We start from the raw sequence: 15,471 nt of genomic DNA, 5'->3' as shown, positions 1-15,471 counted from the left end.
AGCTCAGGACGAACGGGGATTGGGGCTGAGCGGACGCCTGTCTGGTACCCGTATGCCTAAGCCGCCCGCCTCAGCTCCAGCCGGCTCCAGATCTCCGCCAGCGCATCCACCAGTTCGCGCATCATGCCCTCGTCGTGCGCGGGGCCGGGGGTGAAGCGCAGCCGCTCGGTGCCGCGCGGCACCGTCGGATAGTTGATCGGCTGGACGTACACGCCGTATTCGGCGAGCAGAATGTCGCTGATCCGCTTGGCCTTCACGGGATCGCCGACCATCAGCGGCACGATGTGCGTGCTCCCCGGCATCACCGGCAGGCCGGCGTCGGCGAGCATCGCCTTCAGCATCGCGGCGTGACGCTGCTGCGCCTCGCGCTCCTCGCTCGATGCTTTAAGGTGCCGCACGCTCGCCAGCACGCCCGCGACCAGCACCGGCGACAGGCTGGTGGTGAAGATGAACCCCGGCGCATAGGAGCGGATCACGTCGATGATCGTGCGGCTCGCGGCGATGTAGCCGCCCATCACCCCGAACGCCTTGCCAAGCGTGCCCTCAATGATCGTGATCCGGTCGGCCACCCCGTCCCGCTCCGAGATGCCGCCGCCCCGCGGGCCATACATGCCGACCGCATGCACCTCGTCGCAATAGGTGAGCGCGTTGTACGTGTCGGCGAGATCGCAGATCGCGGCGATCGGCGAGATGTCGCCTTCCATTGAATACACGCTCTCGAAGGCGATCAGCTTGGGCAGCGACGGGTCCTCGGCGGCCAGCAGCTCCTGGAGGTGCGCGAGGTCGTTGTGCCGGAACACCCGCTTCTCGCACCCGGAGTTGCGGATGCCCGCGATCATCGACGCGTGGTTCATCTCGTCGGAAAAGATGACGCAGCCCGGCAGGAGGCGCGCGATCGTCGCCAGCGTCGCCTCGTTCGAGACATAGCCCGACGTGAACAGCAGCGCCGCCTCCTTGGCGTGCAGGTCGGCGAGCTCATGCTCAAGATCGACGTGGTAATGGGTGTTGCCGCCGATGTTGCGCGTGCCGCCGCTGCCGGCGCCGACGTCGTGCAGCGCCTCCTCCATCGCCGCGATGACGCTGGGGTGCTGACCCATCGCAAGATAGTCGTTGGAGCACCACACGGTGATCGGCTTGGGGCCGTTGTGCCCGGCGAAGCAGCGGGCGTTGGGGAACTGGCCCTTATTGCGCAGGATGTCGATGAACACGCGATAGCGACCCTCGGCATGCAGCCGGTCGATCGCCTGGGTGAACACGCGCGAGTAATCGACTCGAGTGGGCACGGGAGTCGGGGCGGGGTGCGGGGCGGTCGTGATCGGCAAGACGCTGACATCGGTGGTCATGGCAGAGGTGTCTACCCCCGCGACCGGCGATTTTCCAGCGACTTTGGCTGCCGACACTGATCGACCGCAGCGATGGTGCGGACCGTCACAGCAGCTCGGGCTCGGCGAAGCCGCGCGCGGTGAGATGGGAAGCGGTCCGCCGCTCGCGCTCCCCCAGGCGCGTGAAGACCAACCGGTGCGGCACGCGCCCGGCCGGCCAGTCCTGGCCGGCGGTCAGATGCGCGACCCGGCGCGCGATGCCGGGGCCGCCGTCGACGAAGGCCATGCCCTCGGGCGCGACCGCGACCAGCGCGTCCCGCAGCAGCGGGAAATGCGTGCAGGCGTTGACGATCACGTCGATCCGCTCGCCGCCGGGCTGGTCGAGGAGGCCGTCGAGCTCGCCCCGCACACGATCGGGCGACGGCGCCTCTCCCGCCAGCGCCGCCTCCGCCAGCTCGACCAACGCCGCCGACCCGTGGCGCAGCACCAGGCAATCGGCTGCGAAGCGCGCGGCGAGGTCGTCCACATAAGGCTGGCGCACCGTCGCCTCCGTCCCGAGCACGCCGATGACGCGGGTATGCGACAACTCGGCCGCCGGCTTGATCGCGGGCACCGTCCCCACCACCGGCACGTCGAGCGCGGCGCGGACGGGCGCCAGCGCGATCGTCGACGCCGTATTGCACGCGATCACCACCAGCCGCGGCCTGAACCGCTCCACCAGTCGCCCGAGCAACGCCGGCACCCGCGCGGCGATCTCCGCTTCCGAGCGCGTGCCGTAAGGGAAGCCGGCGGAGTCGGCCGCGTAGACGATCGGTGCAGTGGGCAGCAGCGCCAGCGTCGGCGCGACCACCGACAAGCCGCCGACACCGGAATCGAAGAACAGGATGGGGCGGGCGTCCTGCATAGTCGTGCGAGTGCCGTGCCGACCCGCCACTCGTCAAGCGGCCCGCATCACCGCCGCCATGCCCAGTTGGCCGGCACGTGGTCGCGCCAGACTTTCGACTCATAAGCGACGTACTCGGCCTCGCTTACCCGGCCGTCGCCGTCCCGGTCCATCAACGCGATCCACCTCGCCTGCGCCTGTGGCCCGATCGCCCAGCGCGCGGTCGCGTCTCGCGTGGGATGCCGGCGGCCCGGCTTCTCATCGACGACGCCGACGCCGGCGACGGGCGCCTCGTGCGGCTCGACGAAGCCGGACCCGTCCTTGTCCATGGTGCCAAAGCTACTGCGCGCGAAAGCGGCCACTTCTATGGGGCCGGCACGACGCATCCGCATGTCAGCCGCGCTCTCGGGTGTGGGCGAGCCTGCGATTTGCGGACCCGGGGAGTCTGCGGGCAGGATCAGCACCACGTCGTTCGTGCCTGCACCCTTGGCGCTCGCAGGCACGGCTTGAGGGGGCTGCGAAACAAGCGTCAGCAGTGTTGCGACAAGGATCATGGAAACGGCTCCAAGGACAAGGGCGACCGGAAGCAAGCGCCACCGGTGCGGCGCGTCGGGTGCCGCCGATCCGTCCTGCGCCGCGCGATCTTCGCCGGGCAGGTCCGCCGGATAGGGTACCGTCACGCCATACCCCGCCGCCAACAGCCGCGCGGCGGCGAGTGAAGACGACACGCCCAGTTTCGCCCGCGCCATCTTCAGCCGCTTCTCCACCGCATGCGGGCTGATGCCGAGATCGATCGCCATCTCCTTGGCGGTCTGCGGCAGCAGACGGCGTCGCAGGCACTCGCGCTCGTTCTGAGTCAGCCGGGCGAGCGCCGCACGGCTTCGCTCACCCGCATCCAAGCCGTCGCCCTGTCCCGTCACGCGGACTGCGCTAGGCCGGGCGACCGCCGCTGCACAGGTACGGTCGGCTGGTACCGCTCAGCGCACCCCGTGCATGATGCGCTTGAGCAGCGGGGAGATCGCCAGCAGGATCGCGCCGGCCACGATCGTCAGGATGCCGCCGGTCCGGAAAATGTGCAGATAGGTATGGAGCGCGAGCTCGGGGTTGGTCACCTGCCCGCCCACCGTCTGCACCGCGGCGGCCTGGGCGGCGGCGCCGGCCAGATACTCGCCGGCCGAGAGCGACAGGAACCACACGCCCATCATCATGCCCACGATCCGCGCGATCGACAGCTTGGTTATCATCGAAAGCCCGACGGGCGAGATGCACAGCTCCGCGATCGAGTGGAGCAGATAGGTCAGCACCAGCCACCAGAGCGACACCTTGAACGCGGCATCGGCGGTGGCGCCGCTCGCCGCCAGCACGACGAACCCCGCGCCGACCAGTAGCAGCGCGATGCCGAACTTGATCGGGATCGACGGCTCCCAGCCCCGTCTGGCCAGACCCAGCCACAGCGCGCTCATGACGGGCGCGAACGCCACCACCATGATCGAGTTGAAGTTCTGCGTGTTCGCGGCCGACATGTGGAAGCCGAGGATCGACAAGTCGGTGTTGCGGTCCGCGAACAGCGTCAGCGACGAGGCCGCCTGTTCGAACAGCGTCCAGAAGGTGACGTTGAACACCACCAGGATGATCGCCGCCAGCATCATCTGGAACTCCGCCCTGGTCCCGACGCGCGCCGCCCAGATCGGGATGCCGACCACGGCGGCGAGGAAGGTCGCGAACAGGACCTTGCCCAGGAACGGCGTCGCGGCGAGATAGGCGAGCACGCCGCCGCCCGCGGCGGGCTCCGGCGTCGTCATCACGTTGCGGAACACGAGCCAGACGATCGCCGCCGAGGCGATCGCGAGCACATAGATCAGCAGGGCCGGGTCACGCCGCCCCAGCACCGGCGGGTTGCCGTAACCGGCAAGCCGCCCGCCGTCGAACCGCGTCATCGCCCAGCCGACCAGCAGCACCGCGGAGGCGAGCAGGAAACCCGCCCACCAGCCGACATGATCGATCATGAACGGCACCGCGAGCTGCCCCAGGATCGAGCCGAGGTTGATGCCGGCGTAGAAGATGGTGAAGCCCGCGTCCCGCCGCTGGTCTCCCGCCGCATAGAGCGAGCCGACGATGGTGGAGATGTTGGGTTTGAAGAAGCCGTTGCCGACCACGATCACGCTCAGCGCCAGCAGCATCAGGTTGGTGTAGAAGGCCGGCCGGTCCGCGCCGGCGCTGAAGTCACGTGCGGGCACCGTCCGCGCGACCTGGCCGCCCGGTGCCAGAAGCTGGACCGAGCCGTCGGGCAGGCCGTGGAGCGCGAGCGTCCGGCCATCGATCACAATCGTCTGCGGCGCGTCGCTGGTCGCGGTGACGGTCGCGGCGGGCGCCTGGCTGACGGGATAGCGCTTGCCCGCGATCGTCGCGTAAGGGCTCGCCTGGCTGCCGCCGAAACACAGCAGCAAGTAACCGGCCGCCATCACCAGCGCGCCGAACGTCACGGCGCGCTTGGCGCCGAGATAGCGGTCGGCGAGCAGCCCGCCCACGACCGGCGTCAGATAGACGAGGCTGAGATAGCCGCCGACGATCCCGCTCGCCTCGTGGTCCGCCAGCAGGAAATGCTTGGTGAGATAGATCACCAGCACCGCGCGCAGGCCGTAGAAGCCGAACCGCTCCCACATCTCGATCCCGAACAGCCGGCGGAGCTGCGGCGGGTGGCCGATCCACGTCTTTTGCGCGAGTGGAGTCACGTGGCTTATATCCGGCTCGGACCGGCTGTCCGCCGTCGGGGTGTCGACCATCTACCTACGCTCCCGTCACTCGGTGCCGTCGACCGCGGCGATGCGAGGACGATGAACTGGAGAGCGTAGCGGCTTGCGACCGGCTGTAAATGCCCGCCGCGCGGCGCTACAGGCGCGGCCATGACGTTCAACGACCTCTCGTCGCCGCTATCGGCGCTCGCCACCCGCCGCTCGGGTAAGCCGCGCGACCTCGTCGCCCCCGGGCCGGACGCGGATCAGCTCGCCCGGATCGTCGCGATCGCCGCGCGGACGCCCGATCACGGCAAGCTCGCGCCGTGGCGGTTCGTGACGGTAGGCGCGGACCGGCGCGATGCCTTCGCAGCGCTCCTCGCCCGCGCCTATATCGCCCAGAAGCCCGACGCCGGGCGGCTGGAGACGGAGGCCAACGACCAGTTCGCGCGCCAGGCGCCGGCGCTGGTGGTGCAGATGTCCTCGCCTCAGCCCGACAGCCACATCCCGCTGTGGGAGCAGGAGCTGAGCGCAGGCGCGGCCGGCATGAACCTGCTCCACGCAGCGCATGCGATGGGGTTCGCGGGCGGCTGGCTGACGACCTGGGCCGCTTATTCCGACGTGGTGCGCGATGCGTTTGGCGCCGCACCGGAGCGGATCGCCGGCTTCTTCTTCATCGGCACGCCCGGCCGCGCGCTCGACGAGCGGCCCCGGCCGGACATGGCCCGCGTCAGGACCGACTGGACGCCGCCAAGGTAGACCTGAAGGCCGATTGGTGTATTAAGGCAGCATGACAGCATATAACGGCGGGGACAGCCCGGTTTACCTCCGCCTGCGCGGCCTGGTGGTGGCGGCGATCCTGCGCGGCGAGCATCGCGAGGGCGACCAGCTGCCCTCCGTGCGCGCCTTCGCCGCCGAACATGGCGCCAATCCGCTGACGGTGGCCAAGGCGTATCAGAGCTTCCAGGTGGACGGCTATGTCGAGGTGCGGCGCGGCGTCGGCATGTTCATCCTGCCGGGCGCCGCAGAGCGCCTGCGCGTGGTCGAGCGCGAGCGCTTCGTGGACCGGTACTGGCCGCGCATCGCCGAGCATGCCGAGCTGCTGGGTATCGATCTTGGCGCGCTGATCGAGCGCGTCTAGCTCCTTCCCTCCCGCTTCTGCGAGATCACCTTACAACCCCGTCCATGCTGAGCTTGTCGAAGCACTGCCTTTCTTAGAAAGATAAGGACAGCCGCCTGCGGCGTCGCTCAGGACAGGCCTCGACAAGCTCAGGGTGAACGGAGTGGAGTAACGGACGCCAGGTTACGCCGCGAAGGCTTCGGGCTCCATCGCGTATAGAACCTCGGCGGTCGCTGTCGCCGCCGCCCGCAGTCCCAGCGCCTCCGGTACGATCTGGTCGAGGTAGAAGCGTGACGTCGCGCGCTTGGCGGCGCCGAACGGCGTCGCGGGGGCGACGCGCGCCTGCGCTTCCAGCAGCCAGCCGCACACCGCGACCGACAGCATCGTCAGGAACGGATAGCTCGCCGCCAGCCGGTCGTCGTGATCCGTCCCCGCCAGCCGGCGCCCGATGGCGTCGCACGTCTCGACCAGTGCCTTCAGGTCCGCATGCTCGGCGGTCGCAGCCATGTCGGTGATCAGCGAGCCGAACGCCGCGCCGTTGTCGAGGCTGAGCTTGCGGCCGACGAGGTCCGCCGCCTGGATGCCGTTGGTGCCCTCGTAGATCGGCGTGATCCGCGCGTCGCGGAAGAAGCGCGCGGCGCCCGTTTCCTCGACGTAACCCATGCCGCCGTGCACCTGGATGCCCAGGCTCGCGACCTCGTTGCCCAGATCGGTCGCATGCGCCTTGGCAAGCGGGGTCAGCACTTCGAGCCGCGAGCGGGCGCCGTCCTCACCCAGCGTCGCACGGTCGACCATGCCGGCGGCGTGGTACACCAACGCCCGCGCCGCCTGCGTCTGCGCGCGCATCCGCATCAGCATGCGGCGCACGTCGGGATGCTCAACGATGCGGACGGACTCGCGGCTGGCGCTGCCCGCTCGTGCGGACTGCACCCGCTCGAGCGCATAGGCGACCGCGCCCTGCATCGCACCCTCCGCCACCTGCACGCCCTGCAGGCCGACATTGAGCCGCGCGTTGTTCATCATCGTGAACATCGCGCGTAGGCCACCGCCCTCCGCGCCGATCAGCTCGCCGATGCAATCGTCGTGATCGCCGAAGCTTAGCACGCAGGTGGGCGAGGCATGCAGGCCCATCTTGTGCTCGATCGACACGACCCGGACGTCGTTCGCCTCGCCCGGCTCGCCGTCGGCGGTCAGCCGGTATTTAGGTACCAGGAATAGGCTGATCCCGCGCGTTCCTTCGGGCGCGCCCGGCGTGCGCGCGAGCACCAGGTGGACGATGTTGGGCGCCATGTCGTGGTCGCCGAACGAGATGTAGATCTTGGTGCCCTTGACGCTCCACTTGCCGTTGCCGAGCGGCGTCGCCCGGCTGCGCAGCGCGCCGACGTCGCTGCCCGCCTGCGGCTCGGTCAGGTTCATGGTGCCGGTCCACTCGCCGGTGGACAGGCGCGGCAGGTACGCCGCCTGCTGCTCGGGGCTGCCATGATGCGCCAGCGCCTCGATCGCGCCGACCGTCAGCGTCGGGCAGAGCGCGAAGCCCGTATTGGCGCCGCCCAGCGTCTCGAGCACCGCGGTCTGCAATGCGAAGGGCAGCCCCTGCCCGCCCCACTCCTCCGGCGCGCCGATCGTGCCCCAGCCGCCCTCGACATAGTCGTGGTACGCCTTGGCATAGCCCTCCGGCATGACGACGCCGGCGGTTGTCCACTTGGCGCCGACCGTGTCGCCGATCTTGGCGAGCGGCGCCCATTCGCCGGCGGCGAAGCCCGCGACGCCTTCCAGCACTGCCTCGACGACATCGTCGCTGGCCGCCGCGAAGCGCTCGCTGGCGGCGAGATGGGTCAGCCCAGCGCTATGCTCCAGCACGAAGCGCTGTTCGGCGGTGGGGGCGGTATAGGCCATCGGTTCGTCCTCTCGTATCGTCTCTGGAGTTCGATATAGCGCCCCATGATGCGTGCGCCAGTCGTCCTGCCGTTCGGCCCGGAAGCCATCGCCCGCGCGGCCGACCTGATCGCCGCGGGCGGGATCGTCGCGATACCGACCGAGACGGTCTACGGCCTCGCCGCCGACGCGGGCAGCGCGGGCGGGGTCGCGCGCATCTATGCCGCCAAGGGCCGGCCCTCGTTCAACCCGCTGATCGTCCATGTGCCCGATCTGGCGGCGGCGGAGGCGCTAGCGATCTTCGATGCCGACGCGACGGCGCTGGCTGCGCGGTTCTGGCCGGGGCCGCTGACGCTGGTGCTGCCGCTGAGGCCCGGCGCGCCGATCGCGACGGCGGTGACGGCCGGGCTCGACACGATCGCGATCCGCGTTCCCTCGCATCGCGCGATCCGCGCGCTCCTGGCCGCCGCCGGGTGCCCGCTCGCGGCGCCGTCCGCCAACCGCAGCAACGGCATCAGCCCGACGCGCGCGGCGCATGTCGTCGCGAGCCTCGGCAATGCGGTGCCGCTGGTGATCGACGACGGCGCCTGTCCCGACGGGGTCGAGTCGACCATCGTGCGTGGGCGCGAGATGCTGCGGCCGGGGCCGATCGCGCGCGACACGCTCTTTCCCGGCGAGAGCCGGGGGTCGGATACGGGCCGGTTGGAGGCTGGGCCGCGGCCTTCGCCGGGGAAGCAGGCGGAGGCTCGGATCACCGCGCCCGGCCAACTCGCCAGCCACTATGCGCCGAGCAAGCCGCTTCGGCTGAACGCCATCGCGGCCGCGCACGACGAGTGGCTGATCGGATTCGGCGCGGTACCCGGCGACGATACGCTGTCAACGACGGGCGACCTCGCCGAGGCCGCCGCACGCCTGTTCGACGCGCTGCACCGCGCCGACGCGAGCGACCGCGCGCGCATCGCTGTCGCGCCCGTTCCCGCGCACGGGATCGGCGAGGCGATCGCCGACCGCCTCTCCCGCGCAGCGCGCCCTTCCTTGTCATCCCGGGCTTGACCCGGGATCCCGCTTCTTCTTGGGCGGCGATAAGCGGGACCCCGGGTCGAGCCCGGGGTGACGAAGTAAGTCTCAGACGGTCGCCATCGCCTTCGACCGCGCGGCGAAGCTCTTGCGTAGCTTCTGCAGCTTGGGCGGGATCACCGCGAGGCAATAGCCATTCGTGCGGCCGGACGTTTCCCAATAGGCCTGGTGATAGCTCTCCGCGGGGTACCAGGTGCCGGCGACGGCATCCTGCGGCGTCTCGATCGTGGTGACGATCGGCTTGCCGGCGGCCGCCTGCGCACGGGCGATGGCGGCGCGCGCCTCGGCCTCCTGGCTCAGCGACGCGGGGAAGATCGCCGAGCGATATTGCGTGCCGACGTCGTTGCCCTGCCGGTTGAGCTGCGTGCCGTCGTGCGTCGCGAAGAAGATGTCGAGCAGGTCGGCGTAGCTCAGCTGCGCGGGATCGAAGCCGATCCGGATCGCCTCGGCGTGGCCGGTCGTGCCGTCGCACACGGACCGGTAATCAGGGTTGGGCACATGGCCGCCGATATAGCCGCTCTCGACGGTTTCGACGCCGATCACGTCCTTGAACACAGCCTCCGTGCACCAGAAGCAGCCGCCGGCGAGCGTTGCATAGTCGGTCATCATGTCGTCTCCTTCCCACCCATGTAGGAAGCGGCTACCGCGCTGCAAACGAGGGGGCGTGGATGATCGACGGTAAGGTGATGGTGACGGGCGGGGCAGGCTATATCGGCAGCCATGCGGTGCTCGCGCTGCTCGATGCGGGGCATGAGGTGGTGGTGGTCGATAACCTCGTCACCGGCTTCGCCTGGGCGGTCGATCCGCGCGCCACGCTTGTGGAGATGGCGGTTGAGGACCCGCGGATCGTCGACGTCCTCGCCGAGCATCGCGTGCGCGCGATCATGCACTTCGCGGGATCGGTGGTGGTGCCCGAGTCGGTCGCCGACCCGCTGAAATACTATCGCAACAACACCGCCGCCACGCGCAGCCTGATCGAGAGCGCGGTGACGGCGCACGTGCCGCATTTCATCTTCTCGTCCACCGCCGCGACCTACGGCACGCCGGCCAAGGTGCCGGTGGCGGAGAGCGACCCGACGGTGCCGATCAATCCGTACGGCATGTCCAAGCTGATGAGCGAGGCGATGCTGCGCGACGTCGCCGCGGCGCATCCGATCAACTACTGCGCCTTGCGCTACTTCAACGTCGCCGGCGCCGATCCCGAGGGGCGCTCCGGCCAGAGCACGGTGGGCGCGACCCACCTCATCAAGATCGCGGTGGAGGCCGCCACCGGCCGGCGTGACGGCGTCGGCGTGTACGGCACCGATTTCGACACGCCCGACGGCACCGGCGTGCGCGATTACATCCATGTGTCGGACCTCGCCACCGCGCACGTCGCCGCGCTCGACCTGCTGGTGGCGGACCCTGCGCGGAGCCATACGCTCAACTGCGGCTACGGGCGCGGCTTCTCGGTGCGGCAGGTGCTCGACGCGGTCGACTGGGTGACGAACATGCGGATCGAGCGCCGCATGGAGCCGCGCCGCGCGGGCGATCCCGCCGCGCTGATCGCGGACAACCGCGCGATCCTGGCGGCACTGCCGTGGCGACCGCAGCGCGACGACCTCGACACGATCGTACGCGATGCGCTGGCGTGGGAGCAAGTGCTGGCGGAGCGGCGCGGGTAGGTTTCCCCACGGTCGTCACCCCAGCGAACGCTGGGGTCTCTCGGATCGACGGACGTGCTCCATGACGGCGAGGTCCCAGCGTGCGCTGGGACGACGGATCAAGGCGACCACAGATGAAGGCGACGACGGATCAAGTTACCGGTTCGTTCGACTGCCGCGCAACTCCGAAGCGTCCCACACCGCACCCAGCCGCCACCAGCCCAGCGCCCACAGCGTGCCGACGCTCCAGCCGGTCGCCACGTCGCTCGGCCAATGCACCCCCAGATACACGCGGCTGACCCCGATCGCCCCGACCAGCGCCACGGCGAGCCCGACGACATAGCCACGCGCCGCGCGCGTCGTCACCAGCCGCGCCGCCAGCGCCGCCATCGTCAGATACACCACCGCGCTGTCGGTCGAATGGCCGCTCGGGAAGCTGCGCCCGGTCGCGTCCACCAGATGCGGGACGATCTCCGGGCGGGCGCGGCCGACGTGGCCCTTCACCAGCGCGACCAGCGCTGCGCCGCTGATCGTCGCGGCCAGCAGCAGCATCGCGGTGCGACGCCGATGCACCACCAGCAGCAGGCCGGTGACGGCGATCACCACCAGCGTCAGTACCGTCGGCCCGCCGAGCGCCGTCACGTCGCGCATCGCCGGCAGCAGCCAGGCCGGGCCGATCGGCGTGGCGGGGTCGCCCGGCCGCCGCAGCGCGAGCAGCAGCGCGCGATCGATCGCGAACGGCCCCGGGCCGGCGAACACCCCCACCAGCAGCACGAGCGCGAGGGCGCCAGCGCCGAGCCCGGCCGCCGCCGCCACGCCCGAAAGCCCGCGCGGGGACGGAACGAGCGCGGACCGGGGCGAGGGATCGGACGTGAGGGAGGAGTGAGCAGCCATGCGCTGTCCTGCCGTGGCGGCACGATGACGGCAATCGCGAACGCTCTCGACAGAACGCTCTCGACAGAACGCTCTTGGCAGGGCGCGAGGTGGACATATCGGCTGACCTCGCCCAAAGTGGGTGGACGTGGGCCAGAGCCGTGGTCCGACAAATGCAAGCCTAGCGGGCAGGAGAGACAGCCGTGAACCCATCGTCCGACACGATCGCCCGGCCCGACCAGCAGACGGCCGCACCGACGCGGCACGAGGGCCTGCTCGCCTGGGTGGACGAGATCGCCGGCCTGGCAGGCCCCAAGTCGGTGGTCTGGTGCGACGGGTCGGACGCGGAGTGGCACCGGGTGTCGGCGGAGCTGGTCGCGGCGGGCACGCTGGTGGCGCTCGATCCGGCGAAACGCCCCAACAGCTTCTACGCGCGCTCCGATCCGCGCGACGTCGCCCGCGTCGAGAGCCGCACCTTCATCTGCTCGGAAGCGGAGAAGGACGCCGGCCCGACCAACAACTGGCGCGATCCGGCCGAGACGCGCGCGCACATGGACGGCCTGTTCGCCGGCTGCATGGCCGGGCGCACCATGTACGTCGTGCCTTATTGCATGGGCCCGATCGGATCGGACAAGTCGTCGATCGGCGTGGAGCTGACCGACAGCCCGTATGTGGTCATGTCGATGAAGATCATGACGCGGATGGGCTCGCCCGCGCTCGAGATGCTGGGCGACGACGGGTTCTTCGTGCGCTGCGTCCACTCGGTCGGCATGCCGTTGGATGCGGGCAAGGCAGACGTGCCATGGCCGTGCAACGACGAGAAGTGGATCGTCCACTATCCCGAGACGCGGGAGATATGGTCGTACGGATCGGGCTATGGCGGCAACGCATTGCTGGGCAAGAAGTGCTTCGCGCTGCGCATCGCGTCCGTCATGGCGCGAGACGAGGGCTGGCTCGCCGAGCATATGCTGATCCTGAAGCTGACGAGCCCCGAAGGCGCGACGCACTTCGTCGCCGCCGCCTTCCCGTCCGCCTGCGGCAAGACCAACATGGCGATGCTGGAACCGACGATCCCGGGCTGGACAGCGGAAACGGTGGGTGACGACATCGCCTGGATGCGGTTCGGCAAGGACGGCCGGCTGTACGCGGTGAACCCCGAAGCGGGCTTCTTCGGCGTCGCCCCTGGCACGTCGCCGGTGACCAACCGCAACGCGATCGACTCGCTGTCGGCGAACGCGATCTACACCAACACCGCGCTGACCGCCGATGGCGACGTTTGGTGGGAGGGATTGTCCGACGCGGCCCCCGCCGGCCTGACCGACTGGACCGGGCAACCCTATGACCCCGCGAGCGGCAAGCCCGCCGCGCATCCCAACGCGCGCTTCACCGTGCCCGCCGCGCAATGCCCGTCGATCGCGCCCGAGTGGGACCGGCCCGAGGGCGTGCCGATCAGCGCCATCCTGTTCGGCGGCCGGCGCGCGAGTGCGGTACCGCTGGTGACGGAGGCGTTCGACTGGAACCACGGCGTGTACCTCGCGGCGAACATCGCGTCGGAGGGTACGGCGGCGGCGGAGGGCACGGTCGGCGCGCTGCGCCGCGATCCGTTCGCGATGCTGCCGTTCTGCGGCTATCACATGGCCGATTACATGGAACATTGGGTGCGGCTCGGCGCCGCGGCACAGTCGGACGGCAAGCAGTTGCCGCGCATCTTCCTGGTCAACTGGTTCCGCAAGAGCGCAGGCGGCAAGTTCCTCTGGCCCGGCTACGGCGACAACGCGCGCGTGCTGAAATGGATCGTCGAGCGGTGCGAGGGGACCGGCGATGCGGCGGATACCGCGATCGGGCGGCTGCCCGCGCCAGGCGCGCTCGACGTGGCGGGGCTGGACCTGTCGGCCGATGCGCTCGCGCAGCTGCTGACCGTCGATACGGCGGTGTGGCGCGACGAGGCGCGGGCCAGCGCCGACGATCTTCGCGCGCTGGGCGACCGCGTTCCCCCGGCACTCTGGCGCGAGCAGGAGGCGCTGGAGGATCGGCTGGTCGCGGCGCACTGATCGCCGCTCTTGCGCCTTCATTCGGCGGGGTACACGGCCTGATCATGTCCGCCGATCGCTCGCCACCCACGCCCGACGACTGCGATCGGCTGGTCGCGGCGCTGCGCGACGTCGCGGGCGGCGATCGAGCGGCGCTGGCGGCGCTGTATCGTGAGACCTCCGGGAAGCTGTTTGCCGTCTGCCGTCGTATCCTGGTGGACGGACACGACGCGGAGGAGGCCTTGCAGGAGACGTATCTCGCGATCTGGCGGCGCGCGAGCAGCTATGACGCGACGCGGGGATCGCCGACGACATGGATGGTCGTGATCGCCCGTCACTGCGCGATCGACCGGCTGCGCTCGCGCGGCCGTGCGCCCGCCGCGCCGATCGACGAGGCGGATAATGTGGCTGACGACCGGCCGAGTGCGTTCGATCTGGCCAGCGCCGGCCGCGACGAGCGCCGGCTTCATGATTGCCTGCGCGAACTGGCGGTGGGCGACCGTTCGTTCATCACGACCGCGTTCTTCGAGGGCGATTCCTATACAGCGCTCGCCACGCGCGCGTCGTTGCCGCTCGGCACCGTCAAGAGCCGCATCCGCCGCGCCCTCATCAAATTGCGCGGGTGCCTGGAATGAGTGTCGATCCCGCCACGCGCGACGAGGACGAACTGGTGGCCGCGGAGCTGGCGTTCGGGCTGCTCGATCCGGACGAGCGCGCGGTCGCCGAGCGCCGGCTGGCGACCGACCGCGACTTCGCCGCCACACACCGACGTTGGCAGGACCGCGCGGTCGGCCTGTTCGTCGACGCCGACGTGACGCCGCCGGACGCGGTCTGGGCCGCGGTTACCGCTCGGCTGCCGGCCAACGACGTCGCGCCGGGCACGCGACGCGTGCGGCGATGGCAGTTCGCCAGCGCGGCGGCGGCAGTGCTCGCGATCGGCTCCACGACCGCGCTGCTGCTGCGGCCCGGCTCGCCACCGCGCGTCGGCCCCGTCGCGCGAACCGCGCCGCGGCCGCTCCTGGCGGTGCTCGCCTCGCCCGACCGGCCCGCCGCCGTCGCGATCGCTTACGACCCCGGGACGCGGCGGTTGACGGTGCTGCCGTCGCGCCTGACCCCTGGCACGCAAGCAACCGAACTGTGGGTCATCCCGGCGGGCGGCACGCCGCACGCGCTTGGCGTGGTCGCGGCGGACGGACCGGGCGCAAGAGCCGCGCCTGCCTCCGCCGCCGGGTTCATCGTGCCGGGCGCGACGCTGGCGATCTCGCTCGAACCGCCGGGCGGCTCGCCGACAGGTGCTCCGACCGGGCCGGTGATCCTGACCGGCAGTTTGGCCATAACTTGACGCAGGTTACGCATCTGCTTGGCCGTCCCGCTCGTATTCGTGACGTGCCTGACACGAGGCACAGCAAATCTAGGAGACTGCCCGTGACCGGACGTACTGTTCGAGGTGCCCTGACGGCCCTCGCCCTGATTGGCTCGATGTCGTCGATGACGATGGCGGCGACCAACCCCAAGGTCGGCGGTGCCGCGATGTACCCGACCAAGACGATCGTCGAGAACGCCGCCCAGTCCAAGGACCATACGACGCTCGTCGCCGCGGTGACGGCCGCCGGCCTCGCCGACACGCTGTCCGGTCCCGGCCCGTTCACGGTGTTCGCGCCGACCAACGAGGCGTTCGCCAAGCTGCCGGCGGGCACGGTCGACACGCTGCTGCAGCCCGCGAACAAGGCGACGCTGACCTCGATCCTGACCTATCACGTCGTGGCCGGCACGATGACGTCCAAGACGATCGCCGCCGCGATCAAGGCCGGGCACGGAACGGCCACGCTGACGACCGTGCAGGGCGAGCCGCTGACTGCGACGATGAAGATGGGCAAGCTCGTCCTCACCGACGCCAAGGGCGGCATGTCGACGGT

The 15,471-nt window shown here is 70.2% G+C and carries 15 protein-coding genes; 8 read left to right on the top strand and 7 right to left on the bottom strand.

The genetic code is table 11. The annotated features are described in order from the left end of the window. Nucleotides 1-56 precede the first annotated feature (56 nt). The 4 genes from hemA to ACFE65_RS07015 all read right to left on the bottom strand — a co-directional run bounded on the left by hemA (nt 57) and on the right by ACFE65_RS07015 (nt 4,988). Nucleotides 57-1,343: a 5-aminolevulinate synthase gene (gene hemA, locus ACFE65_RS07030; protein ID WP_375381637.1), complete on the bottom strand. Its 1,287-nt coding sequence runs from the start codon at nt 1,341-1,343 to the stop codon at nt 57-59. Nucleotides 1,344-1,428: 85 nt separating this feature from the next. Continuing rightward, complete coding sequence (gene murI, locus ACFE65_RS07025) at nt 1,429-2,226, bottom strand: glutamate racemase (RefSeq protein ID WP_375381636.1); 798 nt, start codon at nt 2,224-2,226, stop codon at nt 1,429-1,431. Between the two features lie 47 nt (nt 2,227-2,273). Further along, on the bottom strand, nt 2,274-3,125 hold the full coding sequence (locus ACFE65_RS07020) for a sigma factor-like helix-turn-helix DNA-binding protein (RefSeq protein ID WP_375381635.1): 852 nt from the start codon (nt 3,123-3,125) through the stop codon (nt 2,274-2,276). 57 nt (nt 3,126-3,182) lie between these two features. Then, nucleotides 3,183-4,988, bottom strand: a complete 1,806-nt coding sequence (locus tag ACFE65_RS07015; protein WP_375381634.1) for a peptide MFS transporter — start codon at nt 4,986-4,988, stop codon at nt 3,183-3,185. 120 nt (nt 4,989-5,108) lie between these two features. Between ACFE65_RS07015 and ACFE65_RS07010 the strand changes: the two genes are divergently transcribed. Both ACFE65_RS07010 and ACFE65_RS07005 read left to right on the top strand, forming a co-directional pair. Then, nucleotides 5,109-5,696 carry a nitroreductase gene (locus ACFE65_RS07010; RefSeq protein WP_375381633.1) on the top strand — a complete coding sequence of 196 codons (588 nt, stop codon included), beginning with the start codon at nt 5,109-5,111 and terminating at the stop codon, nt 5,694-5,696. 31 nt (nt 5,697-5,727) lie between these two features. After that, on the top strand, nt 5,728-6,078 hold the full coding sequence (locus ACFE65_RS07005) for a GntR family transcriptional regulator (protein ID WP_375381632.1): 351 nt from the start codon (nt 5,728-5,730) through the stop codon (nt 6,076-6,078). A 162-nt stretch (nt 6,079-6,240) separates the two neighbouring features. On the opposite strand, the gene ACFE65_RS07000 is transcribed toward ACFE65_RS07005, so the two are convergent. Next, nucleotides 6,241-7,953, bottom strand: a complete 1,713-nt coding sequence (locus tag ACFE65_RS07000; RefSeq protein ID WP_375381631.1) for an acyl-CoA dehydrogenase — start codon at nt 7,951-7,953, stop codon at nt 6,241-6,243. 45 nt (nt 7,954-7,998) lie between these two features. Here ACFE65_RS07000 and ACFE65_RS06995 point away from each other — a divergent pair, with 45 nt between their 5' ends. Beyond that, nucleotides 7,999-8,985, top strand: a complete 987-nt coding sequence (locus ACFE65_RS06995; RefSeq protein ID WP_375381630.1) for an L-threonylcarbamoyladenylate synthase — start codon at nt 7,999-8,001, stop codon at nt 8,983-8,985. A gap of 72 nt (nt 8,986-9,057) precedes the next feature. On the opposite strand, the gene msrA is transcribed toward ACFE65_RS06995, so the two are convergent. Continuing rightward, a complete protein-coding gene (msrA, locus tag ACFE65_RS06990; RefSeq protein WP_375381629.1) occupies nt 9,058-9,615 on the bottom strand; it encodes a peptide-methionine (S)-S-oxide reductase MsrA in 558 nt (185 codons plus the stop codon). Nucleotides 9,616-9,677: 62 nt separating this feature from the next. Between msrA and galE the strand changes: the two genes are divergently transcribed. Beyond that, nucleotides 9,678-10,673, top strand: coding sequence for a UDP-glucose 4-epimerase GalE (galE, locus tag ACFE65_RS06985; RefSeq protein ID WP_375381628.1), 996 nt, complete (start codon nt 9,678-9,680; stop codon nt 10,671-10,673). 135 nt (nt 10,674-10,808) lie between these two features. Here the strand turns inward: galE and ACFE65_RS06980 are convergent, their stop codons facing one another. Beyond that, nucleotides 10,809-11,546 (bottom strand): phosphatase PAP2 family protein, encoded by a 738-nt coding sequence (locus ACFE65_RS06980; protein WP_375381627.1) that lies wholly within the window; start codon nt 11,544-11,546, stop codon nt 10,809-10,811. Nucleotides 11,547-11,728: 182 nt separating this feature from the next. Here ACFE65_RS06980 and ACFE65_RS06975 point away from each other — a divergent pair, with 182 nt between their 5' ends. From ACFE65_RS06975 to ACFE65_RS06960, 4 genes are all read left to right on the top strand, one after another. Next, the gene (locus ACFE65_RS06975; protein WP_375381626.1) at nt 11,729-13,576 is read left to right on the top strand and encodes a phosphoenolpyruvate carboxykinase (GTP); all 1,848 of its coding nucleotides are present in this window, start codon (nt 11,729-11,731) and stop codon (nt 13,574-13,576) included. A gap of 44 nt (nt 13,577-13,620) precedes the next feature. Further along, complete coding sequence (locus ACFE65_RS06970) at nt 13,621-14,190, top strand: sigma-70 family RNA polymerase sigma factor (protein ID WP_375381625.1); 570 nt, start codon at nt 13,621-13,623, stop codon at nt 14,188-14,190. Then, nucleotides 14,187-14,897: an anti-sigma factor domain-containing protein gene (locus ACFE65_RS06965; protein WP_375381624.1), complete on the top strand. Its 711-nt coding sequence runs from the start codon at nt 14,187-14,189 to the stop codon at nt 14,895-14,897. The genes ACFE65_RS06970 and ACFE65_RS06965 overlap by 4 nt, the downstream gene beginning before the upstream one ends. Before the next feature lie 137 nt (nt 14,898-15,034). Beyond that, a partial coding sequence (locus tag ACFE65_RS06960; RefSeq protein ID WP_375381623.1) for a fasciclin domain-containing protein occupies nt 15,035-15,471 on the top strand: 437 nt, incomplete at its 3' end.

Source organism: uncultured Sphingomonas sp. (assembly GCF_964237335.1).
In the GTDB taxonomy this organism is placed as follows: Bacteria; Pseudomonadota; Alphaproteobacteria; order Sphingomonadales; family Sphingomonadaceae; genus Sphingomonas.
This window is presented reverse-complemented; position numbering and strand designations above follow the sequence as displayed.

Bases quoted from the DNA above. Each gene is read 5' to 3' on its own strand.
- ACFE65_RS07000 (WP_375381631.1), bottom strand. From the start codon at position 7,953: ATGGCCTATACCGCCCCCACCGCCGAACAGCGCTTCGTGCTGGAGCAT.
- galE (WP_375381628.1), top strand. From the start codon at position 9,678: ATGATCGACGGTAAGGTGATGGTGACGGGCGGGGCAGGCTATATCGGC.
- ACFE65_RS06980 (WP_375381627.1), bottom strand. From the start codon at position 11,546: ATGGCTGCTCACTCCTCCCTCACGTCCGATCCCTCGCCCCGGTCCGCG.
- ACFE65_RS06965 (WP_375381624.1), top strand. From the start codon at position 14,187: ATGAGTGTCGATCCCGCCACGCGCGACGAGGACGAACTGGTGGCCGCG.
- ACFE65_RS07015 (WP_375381634.1), bottom strand. From the start codon at position 4,988: ATGGTCGACACCCCGACGGCGGACAGCCGGTCCGAGCCGGATATAAGC.
- ACFE65_RS07010 (WP_375381633.1), top strand. From the start codon at position 5,109: ATGACGTTCAACGACCTCTCGTCGCCGCTATCGGCGCTCGCCACCCGC.
- ACFE65_RS06970 (WP_375381625.1), top strand. From the start codon at position 13,621: ATGTCCGCCGATCGCTCGCCACCCACGCCCGACGACTGCGATCGGCTG.
- murI (WP_375381636.1), bottom strand. From the start codon at position 2,226: ATGCAGGACGCCCGCCCCATCCTGTTCTTCGATTCCGGTGTCGGCGGC.
- ACFE65_RS06995 (WP_375381630.1), top strand. From the start codon at position 7,999: ATGATGCGTGCGCCAGTCGTCCTGCCGTTCGGCCCGGAAGCCATCGCC.
- msrA (WP_375381629.1), bottom strand. From the start codon at position 9,615: ATGACCGACTATGCAACGCTCGCCGGCGGCTGCTTCTGGTGCACGGAG.
- ACFE65_RS07005 (WP_375381632.1), top strand. From the start codon at position 5,728: ATGACAGCATATAACGGCGGGGACAGCCCGGTTTACCTCCGCCTGCGC.
- hemA (WP_375381637.1), bottom strand. From the start codon at position 1,343: ATGACCACCGATGTCAGCGTCTTGCCGATCACGACCGCCCCGCACCCC.